This is a genomic window from Rhizobium sp. PDO1-076, from assembly GCF_000247475.1.
Lineage (GTDB): Bacteria > Pseudomonadota > Alphaproteobacteria > Rhizobiales > Rhizobiaceae > Allorhizobium.
In genome coordinates this window covers 1-2,454 of sequence record NZ_AHZC01000212.1, presented here as the reverse complement: position 1 = coordinate 2,454, position 2,454 = coordinate 1, and the positions used below count along the sequence as shown (strand labels likewise).

The window sequence follows — 2,454 nt, the reverse complement described above, 5'->3', positions numbered from 1 at the left end:
CAGGTCTCATTAGAGCAACGCTGCAGTCCAAAAAAGCACAAGTCAGCCTGCCACCGCCGCATTCCGCGCACGCACATCTCTTGGCGTTACGTGCAACGCGACAATTCATGCCTTGCTGCAACAGTTGTCCATGATTATTATCAGAATAATGCATACGCTAAGCGGAAGTGTAGGTTTGTACTGATGGAACAACCGCGAATAGTCATAACATCTATAGCCGCAAAGGGATTGAATCCGACGAGAAAGCTGTTGCACTTACAATCCAGCTTCGGAGTGTGGGCCTCTTGATTTTCAATTCTGCGTAGTTTTTACTGGTTTTAGACTGGTGCAATTTATGAGGGAGTATTTTCGCATCACTTGGGGCAAGCAGATCATGGATAGATTTTATGTCTCGACACGCGACACTCCCCTTTTTAAAGAAATATTCTCGTTAAAAATTTTGTATCGCCCACATCGAATTGTACAAAACAGGAAAATTTGTTGTTTATGAGTTACGTAGACCACGGTTTTATTCATTTTATGCGGTCTGGCGGCGCCTATTTTGTAGTGCTAGTTGTTTCATTTTTACTTTATATAAAAGAAGCGTTGGGACGAGTTAGAAATATAGAGGTTTATTTTTTTATACCGTGCGCGTCATCATCTTCGATGGTGGTGTCCTATATTTTGCTTCACGATAATGGGCCGTGGATCCGTGTAAACGCTTCATATTTTCTGTGCGGCGTACTAACTGTCCTTGCTTTCCTTCTCGCGCGGCAGCGCGGCCGAATAGCCGTCGAGCTCGAGCATCGCAAGGTGGAGATTGTTAAAATTGCGCTTATTTCAATATTTATCTACGAATTAGACTTGTCGTACTCCGTGTTTTACTATGTTGAATGTGTTGGTAGGTGCCTGATAATCGCAAATATATTTGGCGATCAAACTAAAATGAACATTATTAGTTTCATTTCTCTTTCATACCTTTCTGCCGCAGTAGCTAAGTTCATGTTTATTACAACGAATAAGGTGGAGTATTTTAGAAATTGGAAATAGCCTAGATGAGGCCATGGAAGATCTTTCTAGTATTTCGAAAGCCCATGATTACTCGACAGGCATACTGCAAGCGGTAGCGGCGCTCTATGTATACCATACCTACAATATTGGGCGCGCAACCTACCTTCCGAGTGTAAAGGCCAAGGTGTCCTCGGTAAATCTGATGCTGGCGCGTTTTTCGTCTCAGGTGCCTTTGTCAAATCAATGAAGGTCTAAATTTAAGCGTGTTGTCGCGTTGTTTTTTGTTGGGAGTGTAAGTTGGGACGTATTTACTTATTATTGATCGCCTTGGTTGCTTTTTCGATCGGTTGGACGTTGGCAAGCTACTTAGCCATCAAAGATGATTCACAGTTGATGGAGGTAGTTTCATCAAAATACTTTAGAATGGCGTCAGAGGCCGGTGTATCGGGTAGGGTTTCGTATCGTGACTGCCGGTTGGAGCAGCCAGCCAACAATGAGGGGTCCAATGGCGTACGTAGAATTGGCTTCTGCTCTGCCGAGGAGGTGGGGCACAGATTGTATCTGAGGGTTGCCTTCGGAAGGTTTGGAGAAGTTTTGTATTTTGAGAGCGAGGGATTGTAGGAGATGGGTAACGGTTTTCAGGATGCACCTCTTAAGTCGTTGGACATCGAAGCCGCGCTTAAGCACTGGAGGAACGGCGAGGGAGCGACGTTAACCCTGGATATGTATAGCCATATGTCAACCGGTGGCGGGAGGGTTTTTGACGTTGACGATTTCGCGCGTGATTTCTATTGGGCCGTAGAAGGGAAAGCTGCTGGAACATCAGTAAAATTTGAAACAAATAGCATCATAAGGGCGGAAAAAAACTACAAATCCGCAAAATATACTACTGATTACTACTACAGCAATCCTTCAATTGAGGGGGCATATGTGTGGGGTAAGACGTCGGCTGGTTTTAAAGGTGTTGTTACCGTCCTAGATAATCGTCAGCTTCTCATAACTGGTGAAATTCGCCCATACAATGAACAGTTCGATTTCGCCCGGAATACTTGGAACCCGCCGTTAGAGTTGGCCAGATTACTTGGACGGATTTGGTCCGGAGATGGGGCGGGCTTCAACATACGTTTTGTTGGACGTGGCCGTCCGATAGATGGCATATACAAATTGGTAAATCCAAGTGTTCTGGTACATGTAAAAGATAGAGAAGTAACTTATCGGCAAGCGGAGCTTCAAAGCCTAAAAGATTACGGCGCACTCCAAGCAGAAAGGTATGCAGCTCTTTCTCTGGAGGCCAGGGACGAGAGAGTTGCAACTCGTACCTCCACGCGCGCGCCGACCTTTCGCCAAAGCGAAAACGATAGCATGGTTGCATATGAACGTCAGAAGGTGACAGAAACACCTTCGTTTCGCGATAGCGAAATTAAAAGCATGAGGGACTATGAGCGACAGAAAGCTGCAGCGACA

Annotated in this window: 1 protein-coding gene; it reads left to right on the top strand. The window is 45.3% G+C overall.

Annotated elements, in window-relative coordinates; genetic code table 11:
• Nucleotides 1-1,614: 1,614 nt before the first annotated feature.
• A partial coding sequence (locus PDO_RS12665) for a hypothetical protein (RefSeq protein WP_007602126.1) occupies nt 1,615-2,454 on the top strand: 840 nt, incomplete at its 3' end.